Origin of the sequence: Vibrio lamellibrachiae, from assembly GCF_050337265.1 — a bacterium.
Classification (GTDB): Bacteria; Pseudomonadota; Gammaproteobacteria; order Enterobacterales; family Vibrionaceae; genus Vibrio; species Vibrio kyushuensis.
Window position 1 is genome coordinate 699,185 of sequence record NZ_JAKJSU010000005.1, and the last position, 15,909, is coordinate 715,093.

Here is a 15,909-nt window from a genome sequence, read left to right on the forward strand (position 1 = left end):
CTTTACCATTAATCGGTTAACACTGAATGTGTGACAGTCGCTGCCATTAACTTAATCGCCACTGAGAAGCGATATGCTGCATGGTGTCTAATCGCTCTTCAGTCAGTGACCAAATATCAGAGGGTAGTGAATCGATGGGAATATGAGATAAAACCACGCTTAACCAGTCTCGGTTGTACCAATGCAGGCGAGACAGTACTGGAAAAAACTCTCTTCTTTCATGCTCACTCATTGAGCCCATTAACATCACTAGCTGTCGAGGCTCATTAAAACGTATTAGCATCTCAGCTTTCCCTTTTTGCACCACGATGCGGCTGCGAAGCGAGGCCAATAATGTTGAAAGTTCAATTGATTCATCGGCGTATACAAAGCATCCACTCGGCTTGGTTTCAAATTGTTCAATGCAGAGTTTGAGAGCGCATTCACTGTTGTTCAAATGAACCAGAACCGGGCCGTTTTCAACCTGTGCAAATCGGGTTTGATTGAATAATGGTATAGCCTGAGTTTGACTAACATCCCGAGTACTCTTATTCAATAACTGCTCTTTCCAATCTTTCCACACTGTTGGTTCAATCAACGCGTAGACCTGTTCTTCAGAGTGAATCGTCGGCTGTTGGTTAACATCAATATTCCATAAAGGGTCTAGCTGTGAAGTTGACATACGCCCCCCTTATCGCATTGACAAAGCTCTTGCATCATGTTGCCCGCTTCGGTTATCGCAGCGTAACATTCTGATGTCATTTCTGGTTTTGGTTTGACGATTTGAGGGCGCATGTTCACCCCCACAAATCGAGACGCAGCGGCTGATGGGTTGATTTTGACTGCACCGCCCTGAATTTTAACGTTCGCACTGCCATCCACCATAATCGAAGAGCCGTAGACTGAAATATTGCCATTGTTCTTCAGCGTAATGCCTGCAGATCCAACATGAACTTTTATTTCATCGGCAGAAATGACTGTGGTTTCAGCAGAGGATTTAATCGATGTGTTGCCCCTCACTTGCACGTCCAAATTCCCACCGACATTGAGCGACTCTTCTTTCGCCACCTCAGAAGAGCGCGATTCAAAAACAACGCTTGACTGATCACCATCCACGGTTAGCTCGTCATTCTTACCAATGGCCGTTTTTCTATGGCCGCCCATCGTTAACTCTCGATCATTAGCCACATTCACTGATTCATTTTCGTTATAGGTTACCGTGACGTCTTGCTCAACGGTCTCAGTAAAGGTTTGATTAGTGATAGACGTTTTGTCTCCATCGATGGTTTCTCGTCGGTTACCATCAATAGTATTTTCTTGATCACGACCAACGGTGAGCTCTTCATCGTTTCCAATGTGTCTGTAGCGGTTATTCAGCACATCAGTCTTCATGTCTTTTTGAGCGCGGAAGTGGAACTCTTCCTGCTGCGCTTCATCTTCAAAATAGAGCTCGTTGTGCCCCTCTGCTTTGTGGCTTTGAGTTCGCAGTACTGTTCGCGTTTTGTGCTCTGGCAAGGCATAGGGTGGCTGATGCAACCCGTTATACACCGCTCCCGTGACTAATGGCCTATCAGGGTCACCGTCCAAAAAGGTCACTATTACTTCATGGCCTATTCGTGGTAGGTACACCGCTCCCCAGTTAGGTGCAGCCATCACTTGGCTTACTCGCAACCAACAACTTGAGTGCTCATTATTCTCGCCATAACGATCCCAATGAAACTGAACTTTAATACGTCCATATTCATCGGTGTATATCTCTTCGCCTTCAGGCCCAACAACAACGGCCGTTTGAACACCATCAACCACTGGTGCGGGTTGTTTTGGCGCTTTGTAGGTAATATCTCTTGGGATACAGCAAAACTGGTTATGGTAAGTTGCAGGTTGCTCTGAAGACTCTTCCTCATGGACACTGGGGTTATAGCCCATGTGGCTCACTGACAGCATTAGGTAGTCTCGATTAATACCGTCTCGCGGGTGCTCACTGACATTAAAGCAACACCCGGCAACAAAACGCATTACGTCACTTGAAGCATCTATTTGTAGATTATCGACCAGAAACTCCGACATCCATTCATCTGAACGTATTTGCCCAGCAGGTGACGCGCTATATCGACCCGGATAATCAAACAGCTGTAAATCGGTATCAAGGTGACCAAAGCTTTCTGTAACTTGCGGAATGTTAGGAGTAAGGTAGTTATAATCACTGTGGCTTACATGACCAGTTCTAACTCTGTTTATCTGCTCTAATCCGTAAATATGTTCACGGTCAGCATTACCGCCTCCTCCGGCATGGTATATCACAGGGCCGAGATAAGAAGCGTTGAGCGGTGAGCTGATAAGATCTGGGATTGCATCGTTACTATCTACGATGACCATCGTATGAGCCGATTCAGTATGCTCAAAGTAAAACCACATTCCGTGTTCAGCCAATAATCGTTGAATGAATTGACTGTCCGTCTCTCGGTATTGAAGCACATACTCTTTAGCTGGGTATTCACCTTGAAGATCTAGACGATAGTCATCAATGTGAGCATCACCTAATACGGCTTTGATGATATCAGGAGCCGATTGGTGCTGAAAAATTCGGCAATCACTGCGCTGAGTTAAGAACCATAGATGAGGCACCATGGTGATTTGATAACGAGTGAATCGACGGCCTTGACCAAGATATTTAAGCTCACTGATGAGTCCATTAAATTGACGCGCTGAACGACTACCTTGACCGAAGAGTGTAAGAACTCCGGTTTGGCGGCTTAAATCTTCAAAGGTAATGTCGTTCGCTTCAGACAAAATCGAAAGCGTGACACTAAAAGGGCAGGAAACCGCTTCAGACACTTGAAAACTCTCGACTTTAAAGTCATAAGCTCCCTCAAGCACTTCAAAGGTAAACTCTACATGATTATCCATAATACCGAATCTCAGACTGATAAAGACCATGCTGGCCAGATTTTATTTATCAGAACAGCTTGAAAAAACAGCATGTTACCAGTGAGAGCATGTTTTGAGCTAATGAGTAAATGACAGCCTCAAATGAAGTAATTAGGGCAACCACCGACATTGTGAATGGCTTTAGATAAGGCAGTTAGTGTTTTGCTCCCCACTACCTTGTTAAAACACCTAAATCGCTGTTATTCCAAGGCATTGAATGTGTGCTAAACATCACACTTCATTTGGTTTTTTATACGAAGTCACCTCTTTTTCATGTTCTATACTGATAATTTAGACATTGCCATCGTTTCATTCTTCAGTTGGAATACCTATGAACATAGCGCCCTATTTTGAGCAGTATGGAAATGGAGACCCCATCGTCTTTCTCCACGGCTCTTACGCGTCTACATCCACATGGAAAAAGATGGTTGAACAGCTTAGCAAGCGCTATCACTGTATTTTGATTAAGCTTCCCGGCCATTGCGGTGCACCTGAACCGACTGATTTCTCTAACCCTTCCATGGAAACCGAGCTAACCCTATTGAAACAGGTTGTCACAGCGTTAACCGATCAGCCTATTCACCTAGTTGGTCATTCAGTTGGAGCCAGCATTGCGTTAGCCCAAGCTTTAGAAGGAAGCTTAAAGCTGCGAAAAGTCACCCTATTTGAACCTGTATCCGTCTGGGTTTTAAGGCGTTCAGAAGATAATGATATGACCAATATAGTCGACACGTTTTTATCCACCTATCGACGTGGTGCTGCCAAGAAAGCACCTTATGTTTGTGGTCAGGTTATCGACTTTTGGGCTGGGGAAGGCGCGTTCGATTCACTCCCTGATTTTATTAAGCAAGGGATGGAACCCTTGGTTGAAAATAACATTCGCCATTGGGATATGGATTTGGCTGCCTCTTACACTCTGTTAGATTTAAAATTATGCACAGTACCTATTCATCTCGTATGTGGAACTCTATCAAATCCAGTCGCGAATGCGATTTGTGATCACCTAAACGAACACTTACCAAACAGCGATAAACATGTCATTGATGGAGCCAGCCATTTCTTGGTCACCAGTCATGCTGAAGAGTGCCTTAGAGCCGCGGGGTTGAACTCAGATATCGAGCCGTAATCATTGACCTTTTCACAGTCCGATGCATTCAATACTCACTACTCTCCTTCTTCAACGTCGGTAAAATGCGCCTTCTTTCATTCTCGAATTGTAACTAAATGTTTATAATATCAGTCGACACGATTCTCGGCCACTCACTCGTATTGTTATAAACCAGCCATATCGTTAAAAACCAGCTAAGTCGAAAAGCTTCCAACTCACAAGGATCTACACGGCTTTCTGTGGTGATGGTCTAGACCCTGACTGCATGAGCCCCTTTACTTAAGTCCCCCCTTTCTCTTCCACGTTCAACCTCCGTAAACCCCTAATTTCCTCTTGCCCGTATCTGGATCCATCAACACTGCTTGGTTGGTTCTATCCGCTATATGGGTGTTTTGCTAGTGTGATTATTGTTAATTAAACGTTACTAATCGGTAAAATCATTTCTATAAGGAATTAGTATGTCTTTGCTTAAATTAAATTCATTGCCTGCTCGTATCGCTCTGTCTGGAATTGTCACTCTCGGCGCTCTATACACGCCTCTAACTATCGCATCTGCCCCTAATTCGGCAACGTACGCTATGTATGCCGATATTAAGGACTGGGATCCCGCCATCGCCTTTTCTATGGAAGTAGTGATGCTCAGTAATGTTTACGAACCACTTCTTTGGTACAACCCTCCTGGAAGTGACGAGAAGTTTTCTCCGGCTTTGGCTACGGATTGGAATGTCAGCCAAGACGGACTGACATGGACATTCAACCTACGAAAGAATGTCACGTTTCATGATGGTAGCCCTTTCAATGCCGAAGCCGCGAAATTGTCTCTACAGCGCACTATCGACATGAAAAAAGGCGCTTACTATATCTGGTCATCAGTCGACTCAATTGAAGCCAGTGACGACTACACACTAACAATCAAAACCAAATCACCTGCAGCGATAGATCTCATCGCCTCGTCCCAATACGGTGCTTACATCTATTCACCGACCGCTGCAGACAAAGGCAGTGAGTGGTTTAACCAAGGCAATGCGGCCGGAACTGGCCCTTACAAAGTGTCGCAGTGGCAGAAAGGGCAACATGTCGTTCTCGATAAAAATGATTCTTTTTGGGGTGGATGGAACGATAAGCAGCTTGATCGCGTCGTGCTAAAGCTCGTGTCTAACCCAGCCACTCAAGTTCAAATGATCAAAGCAGGTGACGCAGATTTCATCTCTTTGCCTTCAGCCGACTTAGTACAATCTTTAGCTAATGATAAGAACATCGTAGTGCAAGATACTGCCTCGTGGAAAAACTCTCAGTTCTTAATCAATACACAAAAATACCCAACCGATAACGTTAAGTTCCGTCAAGCACTGTCGCTGGCTTGGGATTATGAATCGGTTGTTGATTATGTTTATGCAGGCGGGGCAACCGTAGCAAAAGGGGTCATTCCAAGCACTATGTGGGGCGCAGATGACAGCATCAAAGCACCCGAGTTTAACCTAGCGAAAGCAAGAGAATTACTGAAACAATCAGGTGTTCCTAAAAGCGATTGGAACATCTCTTTAGCTTATATTAACTCCTCGGAATCGTACAAAAACGCCTCACTTCTGTACCAAGAGAACTTACGACAAATCGGTGTCTCTTTGGAGCTAAAACCAGGACCTTGGGGCAAGATTTGGAACGATGCTAAAAACCTTCGCACAGCGCCGAACCTGCAATCCATGACATGGTGGCCAACTTACGCAACGCCATCAGATTGGTTGGTAGGTCTGTTCCGTACCGAAGAAAGCGCATCCTTTAACCTCTCACACTACTCCAATACTCAATACGATGAACTGGTTGATAGGGGCGTACAACTGGAAGGCTCGGATAGACCTCAAGCGATCGATCTATATCAACAAGCACAACGCATATTGGTCGATGATGCCGTCGCGATATTCTATGCCGATCTAAAAGGGCGTAATATTTATCGTAAAGAGTTGGCTGGTGTAAGAGCAAACCCCGCATATACAGCAACGTTCTTCTATCCATTAACCAAAGACTAATACTTATCCATTAAGGACTAGTCATAAGGAGATGGTCAGATGAAACGATATATGTTTAAGCGTTTGGGGATGTTACTGGGCATATTGTTCGGTGTTCTGACCATCACTTTTTTCTTAACTCGAGTGCTACCTTCCTCGCCTGTTGAGATGATGTTAGGTGCCAAACCAACGGCAGAGCAAGTCGCACAAGCCAAGGTAGAACTGGGGTTAGATCAACCACTCGTTTACCAATACGCAAGCTACGTGAAAAATGCATTGATGGGCGACTTTGGCGTCAGCTTACGTACAGGGCAAGCTGTCACCGTTGATATCAAATCTCACATGCTAGCGACAATTGAATTGGTGACTATTGCTATTACTCTTTCGATATTTATTGGTGTCCCCATAGGAGTTTGGTCAGCCGTAAAGCGGAACACTCTCGTTGATCAAAGTGCACGAAGTGTGTCGATCATTGGGGTTGCTGTACCCTCATTTTTTCTCGCTATCATGTTGCAAATGCTGTTTTACGGTGTGCTTGGTTGGCTACCATTACAGGGGAGGATCTCCGCAGAATTAATGATAGACAGTGGCTTCACACCGATTACGGGCTTTTTTTTACTGGATTCCGTGATCAGTCAAAACTGGTTAGTCTTTAATGATGTACTGCGTCATATGATTCTGCCCATTCTCACGTTGAGCCTTTCAACACTCGCTATCTTTGTCCGCACCACGCGAAACTTAATGGTCGAAGTTCTCAAGCAAGATTATGTACGTACAGGGCATGCCTACGGACTGAGTCCAAAACGAATTTACTTTTTCTACGCCTTAAAGGCTACTTTGATTCCGTTACTTACCGTTGTCGGATTGACCTATGGCTTCATGTTAGGCAATAGCGTCATCGTCGAGTCTGTATTCGATTGGCCTGGTATAGGGCGCTATGTCGTCAACGCCGTTATTACCAATGATTTTCCCGCTGTCATGGGGGTAACACTGTTTCTTTCGGGCAGTTACCTCATGGTGAATTTTATTGTCGATTTGATCTACTTCTCAGTCGATCCAAGATTGACACCTCAGGAGTAACGTATGGATACGATCTCACCACACACTCAAGCTCCATCGCCTCACTCACTGGCGTATAAATGGGCTTGGTTTAAGTATCAGTTTGGCTGTTACCCGCTGTTGTTTATTGGCGCGGCACTGTTATTGTTTATGATACTAACCGCAGCCTTTGCACCCTGGATCGCCAGCTATGATCCAAGCCAAATTAACTTTGCTCACAAGCTGCAAGCGCCCAATGCACAACACTGGTTTGGTACCGACAACCTAGGGCGTGATATTTTTTCTCAAGTTGTTTATGCAGGGCGAACCTCATTAACCATTGGTGTCGTGACCGTTGTTTTATCGCTGTTGATTGGCCTACCTATCGGTCTCATCGCAGGTTACAGTGGAGGCCGCATTGATACCATTTTGATGCGACTGTCCGATATCTTCCTCGCCTTTCCACCGATGTTACTGCCGATTTGTATGATTGCGATATTAGGTCCTGGACTGTTTAACGTCATGCTTGCAATCGCACTCTCTTGGTTCCCCTGGTATGCACGAATCCTTCGAGCTTCAGTGATGACAGTAAGACACGAGCTGTATGTTGAATCCGCTAAATCTATCGGTGTAAGCCACATTTCAATTATGTTTCGTCACCTACTACCTAATGCTATGACGCCTCTACTCGTGCAAGTTTCCATGGACTTTGGTTACGTAATTTTATGGGCAGCAGCCCTTAGCTTTCTAGGATTAGGCGCCGTGCCACCCACTCTAGAGTGGGGCTTAATGATCGGTAATGCTCAATCGCTGTTTTTAGAATATTGGTGGACCGCTGTATTTCCTGGATTGGCGATATTTATCTCCGTACTCGCGGCCAATTTATTAGGCGATGGTCTGCGTGATGCACTTGACCCGAAATTTACTGGTAAGGATTAAGCCATGATAAGAGCGATGGACGAAACCATATTGTCGATTCGAGACTTACACGTACATTTTCCTGGGTTCCTTTCTAAGGTGCACGCCATTAACGGCTGTAATCTTGAATTGAAACAAGGGGAACTATTGGGATTAGTGGGTGAGTCTGGCTGTGGTAAATCTCTTACCTCAACCGCTTGCTTAGGGCTGCTTCCGCAAAATTCGCAGATCTCAGGGGAGATACTTTATGACGGAAGAAACCTTCTCAATGCGACAGAACAGACGCTGAGCACGCTACGTGGCAAAGACATTGCGATGATATTTCAAAACCCGATGACGGCGTTGAACCCATATTTCAGCATCGGTCAGCAAATGCGTGACATCATCACGGCCCACCACTCGTGCTCCAAATCAAAAGCACAAGAACGAGCACTCGAATCACTTAACAAAGTACACCTGCCTGATCCTTGCATGGCACTCGATAAGTATCCCCATCAATTTTCAGGTGGGCAGCTACAGAGAATTATGATTGCGATAGCGTTAAGCTGTGAGCCCAAAATACTCATTGCAGATGAACCTACGACAGCGCTCGATGTCACTATTCAAGCACAAATTATTCTTCTGCTAAGAGAGCTCGTCAACAGTGAAAATCTATCGGTTATATTCATCACTCATGACCTTTCAGTAGTTGCTTCAATGTGCGATCGCGTCGCGGTCATGTATGCAGGAAAAATAGTCGAGCAAGCTGAAATCACACAACTTTTTTCCAACCCGCTTCACCCTTACACACAAGGATTACTGCAATCGGTACCAGAGCTTGGTAACCACAGCCGAACACTTTATGCGATCAAGGGTGGCTTACCTGATATGCGGAAACCACCAAAAGGGTGCGCGTTTTTGGATCGTTGCCAGATGAGCAGCGATCAGTGCCAAAAACAACCACCGGTTGAGCATTGGCAACAAGGACGCATGGTGCGCTGTCATCACTCCCCAATGACTCTTGAAGTCTCTGACACACATACAGATCAAACTCAATCAAAGGAGGAAGAAAATGAAAACCACCTCTGCGCATAGTCAATCTACCCCACCCATTTTAAAGGTACGTCATTTATCCAAACGCTACCTAATTGAAGGCAAAGCACTGCAAGCCTTTTCAGATGTTGAGTTTGATATTGAAAAAGGTCGCTGCTTAGCCTTAGTAGGCGAGTCCGGGTGTGGAAAAAGCTCGATTGCCATGAGTGTTTTACACCTGATTCAGCCCGACAGTGGCAGCGTTGAATTTGACGGTGTGAACCTATCAACCCTAACCGACAGTGAAATGAAAACATTGCGTCAGCACTACGGTATTGTGTTTCAAAACCCGTACTCGTGCTTGAATCCTCGAATGAGCGTTTATAAACTCATCGAAGAGCCTCTCACCACGCACTTCAATTACAACAAAGCCGAGCGGGAATCACGCGTATTCGAAGCGTTACAAGCCGTTGGTCTCGATGAGCAAATGAGAAAGCGTATGCCTCATGAGCTCTCGGGTGGCCAACGTCAACGTGTCGGCATTGCTCGCGCTTTGGTATTAAAACCAAAACTTCTGATTCTAGATGAGCCGACAGCTGCACTTGATGTATCAGTACAAGCAACCGTGATTAACTTACTTAACCAATTACGAGAAGAGCGTCAGCTTAGCTACCTATTTATCACCCATGATTTGGCATTAGTCGAAAAAGTCGCTGATGAAGTGCTGGTTATGTACCTTGGAAAAATCGTCGAATCTGGCCCTGTTGAACAAGTTTTTCGTCAGCCAAAGCACCATTACACACAGGCGTTATTAGCCTCAATCCCTTCAATAGATCCGACTAAGCGGCATACGCTAAAAGCATTAAAGGGCGAAATCCCTAGCCCATTTAATAAGCCCAAAGGATGTTATTTCCACCAGCGTTGTCCTGAAGCACAAGAAAATTGCACAACGTCTTCACCTCTACTAACTCAGAACTGTCACTCAGTCGCATGTCACTTCCCTCAGCAGTACCAAGCCGTTAGTCACCAGATCAAGGAGCCTTCATGAGCTATTTTTCGATTGCAGGGCTACAGCTAGAGCTCGAGATGCACAACAACCTCGATACTCTGATAAATAAAACCGAGCAGACGTGCAAACTTTACCCATGGGTCAATATGGTGGTCTACAGTGAGTTAGCACTTACTGGCGCAGGAAAGCACAATATGATTAAAGACACTGAGGTGTTAGAACAAGCACTGTGCGATTTAGCACGACGACTCAATATTTGGCTTGTTCCAGGATCGTATTATCAGCGTGTCGATAACGACATATTGAACCACCTTACGGTGATCAATCCGCAAGGTGAAATTGTCGTAAGATACAATAAGATCTACCCATTTCTTCCCTACGAAAAAGACGTTGCGAATGGTGAGCAATTTATTACCTTTGACGTACCCGAAGTGGGGACATTTGGTGTTTCAATCTGTTACGACATGTGGATCCCAGAAACCATTCGTGCGCTCGTTTGCCTAGGTGCTGAGGTTATCATTCACCCCACAATGACCGGAACCATCGATCGGGAGTTAGAGCTTTGTATCGCTAGAACCCATGCGATCACCAATCAATGCTATTTTGTAGATATCAACGGTGCCGGTGACCAAGGGAATGGGCAATCAATCATTGTTGGCCCAGAAGGTGATGTTGTCTACCAAGCAGACAGAACTGAGCAAGTCATTGCGGTAGAGCTGGATTTGTCACGGGTAAGGCGCACCCGTGAGCGCGGTATTCACGGCCTAGGGCAACCACTAAAGAGTTTTCGTGATAATCCCATCGAGTTCCCGCAATATAGCAGCGAAATTCAGAAAAAAGACCGAGGGCTTTCTACACTAGGAAGGCTAACTGTTCCGAAATAAAGATCTAAATAAACACTAAGGGCCGCACTTCAATACGGCCCTGTTTATACCGGTATTTAAATTACCAATGTCTTTTCTATAACGTGGCTAGTCATCACAGTCGTAGAGCTTATTACCGTAGAAGTCGCAATCTAGGTCAACCCAACCACCATTGTATTTATCAAGAGAGCCATCCCCTGCTTCATAACCCCATAACGTATAGTTAACCACTGGCCCTTCTAGCTCGATGTCATAATCCTTATCTTCACGCTCAATCTCATGCGCAACAAAGCGGTGGTTGAGGTAACGACCTTCCACTTCAACCCACTTCCCATCTAAGTTACCCGGTCTTAAATCATCATCAAAGTCCGTGTTATGGTTAATTTCAATCTCGATGCCGTTTATCTTAAACACGCCATTTTGATAGTCTGCTTTACCTTCAACTTCAAACTCTTTGCCTTTGACAAAATCACCGTCGTCTTCAAACTCAATTTCATCGGCAATTAAGCGACCATTACGGTAAAGCAACTCAACTTCAACCCAACGACCAACGGCAAGATCTTCGCGCTTATCATCATCAAACTCCGTGCGATCCGTAACTGCAATATTGAGGTGGTTATTTAGCTGGATCATAGTCTTATCACTATTCACCCAAGTCAGAATACCTTCAATCTCAACACCGTCGTATTTACTGTAATCGGTCACATCAATGTCGGTTGCGATTAGCTTGTTCGCCGCCATGTCACCAAACACTTCAACCCACGCACCATTTTTAAGATCACTTTCATTTTTGATTACTGCATTGCTGTACTCGACTTCAACCCCGTTGAGCGCAAAGCGATACTGACTAGCGTTAAAATTAGTCACTGTGCCTTCCATCTCAACAAAATCGATTTGAGGCATAAGCTGTACAGACACGACTTCAATAGTGCCATCTACCTGCGGATAAGTAGTCACCATAACCCAATCACCGACTTGGATATTGGCTAGGTTGGAAAATTCTAGGTCAACGCCGTTTACTGTAAAGCGGTTACCCTCTTTAAACGTCACCTCACCCACTAATGAAGGATCAAGCTTTAACTCAGAGATGTTATTATCAACCGCGTTAGCTTGAACACGCATGCCGTTATCCAGATGTTCGAAAGACATATCGATATCACGGTACGATACTTGTGCATTGCTGCCACGTAATGGGTAACCGTTGACTTCAAGGGTCTGATTAGAAACTGACAGCTGATTAACTTGGCCATCAACCATGCCCGTTTTAGAATTTGATATACTTTGATTATCATCGCCACTACGACATGCAGTTAATGACAGCGCGACACACAGTGCCAATATCGACTTATTCATTTTTTACCTATTTGGATTATCGCTCGACAAACTGGAGCTGAAAAATTTGCCGCCATGTTAGCGATCAGGTCGTGAAGCAAACGTGAAGAAAGAAAGTAGAACCTATTAATGAAAGTACTTGTCGTCGAAGACCATCAACAAATTGCCGAAACCATCTCTGATTACTTGGAGCTCGAGGGGTTTATTGTTGACTGCTGTTACCATGGTGAAGCCGCTATTTCATTGGCCTCAGAACAAAAATATGACGTAATTATCATGGATATTATGATGCCGAAACTTGACGGAATTTTAACAACGTCAAAACTACGTAAAGAATTGTACTGCGGCACACCGATTCTATTTTTGACCGCTAAAGACTCATTAGCAGACAAAATTTCAGCGTTCAACGCAGGGGGAGATGACTATCTTGTTAAACCCTTCGCCATGGAAGAGCTAGCGATTCGGTTAAGAGCACTATCACATCGTGGAGAGAGAAAAGACATTGGTCTTCTTCAATACGAAGACATCTCGATTAACACCGAAACAAAGCAAGCTTACCGACAAGATCAACCCGTAAAACTGACTCAAATTCAATATAAAATACTGACGCTATTGGTTCAGAAAGCCCCTAATCTCGTATCTAGAACGGATGTCATTCATCATGTTTGGGGCGAGGACACCCCGTCGAGCGACGCGCTTCGAAGTCATGTCTATGGATTAAGGCTCGCACTGGATAAAGGCTTCACACACTCAAGGCTGGAGACCGTTCATGGCCAAGGTTACAAAATCAAAGCGTAATCCCTACCCAAGTATTTATAAAAAGATTCGCTGGGGAGTTGGCCTGCCTGCACTGATATTATTCGCGATATTTTGGGGCATGATCTATTGGGCGGAAAACCAAATGGAAGTGATCAGCCTTCACCATTGGATTGATACCGAATCGAGCCGATACCACCGTGATTATCAAAACGTTGGTGAATTAGCCCCAGCTCCAAACCCCAATGAATTCTATAGCTATTGGAGCGAAAAAGATCGTCCAGATTGGCTCAAGAAGTATGATCAACCTGGGTTCTACGCACATCGATTTTTAAAAGAAGAAAAACACTTTCTTGTTACCAATCACCCCTCTGGGACGGGGCTTTTTTACATTGTATTTAAAGATGAAGCAGACGATTACCTTGATGACTATGAAGCGATACTACACCTAACCACACTCATATTAGGGGGCCTAGTCGGAATTGGGATGCTGCTTTATAGCCTCTATTTAATTCGCTCACTCTCTGCGCCACTCAGTCAGATCGAGAACAAAATTCATAACGTAACGCCAGAGCATCCTGATTTCACGGTAGATACCCAGTTTAAAGAGACCAGAGAAATTGAAAAAGTGCTCCTTGAAAGTAAGCAAGCCATTGCTAAAAGCTTCCAACGAGAGCAAGAGTTCAGCGGCTTTGCCTCCCACGAGCTTCGATCGCCTATTATGGTGATAAAAGGCTCCTCAGAATTACTGAAAAAGATCCCAGACCAACCTGCTATCGCGATCAAGGCCATTAATCGTATTGAACGGGCTAGCGATGAGATGGCACTTCTAACCGATGCTTTTTTGATTCTGGGTAAAGAAACTATCGACGTTGATTCCTTCTCACAAATAGACCTTGAGCGACTACTGCGTAGACAGATTGACGCCCTGACCAGCGTAATTCCATTAGCCGAACAAACCAATAGTGAGCGATACTTGCTCACCATTAATGAGGCTGAGACTTGCCACGCACCAGCAAGCTTAGTCACTGTCGTCATCAATAATTTATTAAAAAATGCCTTCAGCTATAGCTCTGATACGGTCGCCATCTCCTTATCGAATACAACCTTGTCGATAAGTAATCCCTGCGGTGAATTAGGCGATAATAAACAAGGGGGCTATGGCGTAGGTCTGGTCATTGTTGGGCGAATTTGCGAGCGCATGGGTTGGCAATACCACCAGCATCAAACCCAAGTGAACTATGAAACGCAGATACACTTTTCTAGCCGTCCGCACCAAGATATGTAAAGCTAGCCTTCAAAGTACAATTGAAAGTGTACACCTGCTCATTGAAACAAATAATTACTGCCAACAGATAGGATGTTACCGTGGCCAAAAATAAAACAGACCAATATGTCACTTCAGAAAATAGAGCCACATTCCATGTTCCGTTTGATAACAGTTATGCACGAGATATGGTTGGTTTCTATCATCAACAAAGTGCCGAACCCGCACCTTCTCCGGTACTCATCAAATTTAATGACTCGCTAGCTGAGTCATTAAATATCGACATTCAATCGACCGATGACGAACAACTGGCTCAAGTGTTCTCTGGCAACCTGCCAATTGCTGGAGCAGATCCGATCGCCCAAGTGTATGCAGGGCATCAATTTGGTCATTACAACCCACAACTGGGGGATGGTAGAGCGCTGCTTCTCGGCGAGGTTATCGATACCGCAGGCCTGCGTAAAGACATTCAGCTTAAAGGCTCTGGCCGCACACCCTACTCTCGCTCAGGTGATGGCAGAGCAGCTATCGGGCCAGTATTGCGTGAATATCTCGTGTCGGAAGCGATGCACGCACTTAATATTCCCACAACGAGAGCGTTAGCAGCGGTCACGACAGGCGAACAAATTTGGCGTAATCAACCCGCAATAGGCGCTATTGTCACTCGCGTTGCGGCAAGCCATATCCGCGTAGGCACATTCCAGTATATTGCCGCCAACGATGATCAAGGTAAGCTTAAGCAACTCGCAGACTACACCATTGAGCGTCACTACCCTGAAGCCAAAGCATCCGAAAACCCATATCTCCAGTTACTGAAATCTATCTGTAAGCGCCAAGCTGAGCTTGTTTCCAAGTGGCAACTGGTGGGCTTTATTCATGGTGTAATGAATACCGACAACACCACTATTTCCGGTGAAACTATCGATTATGGTCCATGCGCATTTATGGATCACTATGACCCCAATACGCTCTTCAGTTCTATTGATGCCGAGGGTCGTTACGCTTACCGTAATCAACCCCATATTGCCCAGTGGAATCTGGCTCGTTTAGCTGAGGCTCTGCTGCCCCTTATTTCAGAAGATGAAGAAGAGTCCGTTGAACTTGCCACTAACACGCTTCACGAATTTTTAGCATGTTATCAAGGCCTTTGGCTTGACGGTATGCGATCCAAACTTGGCATAAGCAATCAAGAGGATGGGGATTACGAGCTCGTTCAAGAACTGCTCACAATACTCAAAGAACAGAAGGTCGATTTTACCAATTTATTCCGTTCTTTATCCAATGCTGCCAGTGGCGATTCAAGCAAAACTATCGCTCTCTTTACTCAAACTGAACGTTGGGAAGAGTGGCAAACTAAGTGGCTAGAACGGCTTGAAACATGTGAAATATCAAGCGCAGAAAGGGTTACGTTAATGAACACCCACAACCCAGCGTATATCCCACGAAATCACAAAGTGGAAGAAGCATTATCGGCTGCTGAGCAGCACCATGACTTCCAACCCTTTGAACGATTATTGGCTGTACTGATGAACCCATTTGAAGTACAAGATGATTGTGAAGAGTACGCACAGCCTACGCCAAGCAATCTTGGCCCTTATCGAACGTTTTGTGGCACTTAATTGCACTGAACTACCACTAGGTTAGTCGTCGTTCATCGGTGAGTTTAAAAGCTCACCAATGTTTCAGTTAATTCAGTT

At 45.0% G+C, this 15,909-nt stretch carries 13 protein-coding genes; 10 read left to right on the forward strand and 3 right to left on the reverse strand.

Annotation, left to right across the window (positions count from 1 at the left end; all coding sequences use genetic code 11):
• Positions 1-46 precede the first annotated feature (46 nt).
• The gene (locus L4C54_RS08735; RefSeq protein WP_428807870.1) at positions 47-661 is read right to left on the reverse strand and encodes a DUF4123 domain-containing protein; all 615 of its coding nucleotides are present in this window, start codon (positions 659-661) and stop codon (positions 47-49) included.
• A complete protein-coding gene (locus L4C54_RS08740; protein WP_428807871.1) occupies positions 643-2,886 on the reverse strand; it encodes a type VI secretion system Vgr family protein in 2,244 nt (747 codons plus the stop codon). Before L4C54_RS08740 ends, L4C54_RS08735 begins: the two co-directional genes overlap by 19 nt.
• 352 nt (positions 2,887-3,238) lie before the next feature.
• Between L4C54_RS08740 and L4C54_RS08745 the strand changes: the two genes are divergently transcribed.
• The 7 genes from L4C54_RS08745 (at position 3,239) to L4C54_RS08775 (ending at position 10,878) form a co-directional block, all read left to right on the forward strand.
• Positions 3,239-4,033 carry an alpha/beta fold hydrolase gene (locus L4C54_RS08745; RefSeq protein ID WP_428807872.1) on the forward strand — a complete coding sequence of 265 codons (795 nt, stop codon included), beginning with the start codon at positions 3,239-3,241 and terminating at the stop codon, positions 4,031-4,033.
• 440 nt (positions 4,034-4,473) lie between these two features.
• Positions 4,474-6,039, forward strand: coding sequence for an ABC transporter substrate-binding protein (locus tag L4C54_RS08750; RefSeq protein ID WP_428807873.1), 1,566 nt, complete (start codon positions 4,474-4,476; stop codon positions 6,037-6,039).
• A gap of 39 nt (positions 6,040-6,078) precedes the next feature.
• Positions 6,079-7,098, forward strand: coding sequence for an ABC transporter permease (locus L4C54_RS08755; protein WP_428807874.1), 1,020 nt, complete (start codon positions 6,079-6,081; stop codon positions 7,096-7,098).
• A gap of 3 nt (positions 7,099-7,101) precedes the next feature.
• Positions 7,102-7,995, forward strand: coding sequence for an ABC transporter permease (locus tag L4C54_RS08760; RefSeq protein ID WP_428807875.1), 894 nt, complete (start codon positions 7,102-7,104; stop codon positions 7,993-7,995).
• Positions 7,996-7,998: 3 nt separating this feature from the next.
• On the forward strand, positions 7,999-9,048 hold the full coding sequence (locus L4C54_RS08765; RefSeq protein WP_428807876.1) for an ABC transporter ATP-binding protein: 1,050 nt from the start codon (positions 7,999-8,001) through the stop codon (positions 9,046-9,048).
• On the forward strand, positions 9,026-10,033 hold the full coding sequence (locus L4C54_RS08770; protein WP_428807877.1) for an ABC transporter ATP-binding protein: 1,008 nt from the start codon (positions 9,026-9,028) through the stop codon (positions 10,031-10,033). Before L4C54_RS08765 ends, L4C54_RS08770 begins: the two co-directional genes overlap by 23 nt.
• Positions 10,030-10,878: a carbon-nitrogen hydrolase family protein gene (locus L4C54_RS08775; protein ID WP_428807878.1), complete on the forward strand. Its 849-nt coding sequence runs from the start codon at positions 10,030-10,032 to the stop codon at positions 10,876-10,878. Before L4C54_RS08770 ends, L4C54_RS08775 begins: the two co-directional genes overlap by 4 nt.
• Before the next feature lie 87 nt (positions 10,879-10,965).
• On the opposite strand, the gene L4C54_RS08780 is transcribed toward L4C54_RS08775, so the two are convergent.
• On the reverse strand, positions 10,966-12,210 hold the full coding sequence (locus tag L4C54_RS08780) for a DUF5666 domain-containing protein (protein ID WP_428807879.1): 1,245 nt from the start codon (positions 12,208-12,210) through the stop codon (positions 10,966-10,968).
• Positions 12,211-12,318: 108 nt separating this feature from the next.
• Here L4C54_RS08780 and L4C54_RS08785 point away from each other — a divergent pair, with 108 nt between their 5' ends.
• From L4C54_RS08785 to L4C54_RS08795, 3 genes are all read left to right on the forward strand, one after another.
• The gene (locus L4C54_RS08785) at positions 12,319-12,987 is read left to right on the forward strand and encodes a response regulator transcription factor (protein ID WP_428807880.1); all 669 of its coding nucleotides are present in this window, start codon (positions 12,319-12,321) and stop codon (positions 12,985-12,987) included.
• Positions 12,959-14,233 carry a sensor histidine kinase gene (locus L4C54_RS08790; protein WP_428807881.1) on the forward strand — a complete coding sequence of 425 codons (1,275 nt, stop codon included), beginning with the start codon at positions 12,959-12,961 and terminating at the stop codon, positions 14,231-14,233. Before L4C54_RS08785 ends, L4C54_RS08790 begins: the two co-directional genes overlap by 29 nt.
• An 80-nt stretch (positions 14,234-14,313) precedes the next feature.
• Positions 14,314-15,831 carry a protein adenylyltransferase SelO gene (locus tag L4C54_RS08795; RefSeq protein WP_428807882.1) on the forward strand — a complete coding sequence of 506 codons (1,518 nt, stop codon included), beginning with the start codon at positions 14,314-14,316 and terminating at the stop codon, positions 15,829-15,831.
• Positions 15,832-15,909 lie beyond the last annotated feature (78 nt).